The following is a 489-nucleotide window of genomic DNA, read 5'->3' as shown; positions in this document are numbered from 1 at the left end:
CAGTCCTTAACAGATTTACGGAATTAGGTCGACCACTTACCCAAGTTACGCCTTAAATTTGGCTCAATTAGGGGCGCTTTGCATTTCAAATCTTTGTGCAACAAAGCCGATAGAAGGTAAAGAAGATTATTTTTAATATTAGGGTTTATAATCCAAATTTCAGAGTAAGGAATCTACTACTTATATAATAGAGATTCCATCTCCAAAACAGTACTACTGTATGAATGAGTTGTATTCAATGCAGGGAAGAATGTAGATCCTTAATACTAACGGAAAATTATTTTACTGAATTTTCATGTAAAGACTCATTTAATTGATCAATCACTGTCGTCCATTCACCATCAGAGTGTAGTTTTTCTTCTAAAAAATGACGTTGAGCAGAGGTGGTCCCACTTGTTTGAACAACTAAAAGCTTATTTATAAGTGATATTCTGCTCTAGTTAAGCTACCTTATTTTGTTGTGGTAGCTGGTCATAGTAAAACTCATCT

At 34.2% G+C, this 489-nt stretch carries 1 protein-coding gene; it reads right to left on the bottom strand.

Features of this window, described 5'->3' with window-relative positions; translation table 11 throughout:
* Window positions 1-277 precede the first annotated feature (277 nt).
* A complete protein-coding gene (locus WFH18_RS17750) occupies window positions 278-430 on the bottom strand; it encodes a DUF2789 family protein (RefSeq protein WP_442892503.1) in 153 nt (50 codons plus the stop codon).
* Between the last annotated feature and the right edge of the window lie 59 nt (window positions 431-489).

This window comes from Acinetobacter sp. USHLN143, assembly GCF_037145695.1.
GTDB lineage: Bacteria > Pseudomonadota > Gammaproteobacteria > Pseudomonadales > Moraxellaceae > Acinetobacter > Acinetobacter fasciculus.
Note: the sequence above shows the minus strand (reverse complement) of the source record. Positions and strands in the feature narration are given on the sequence as shown.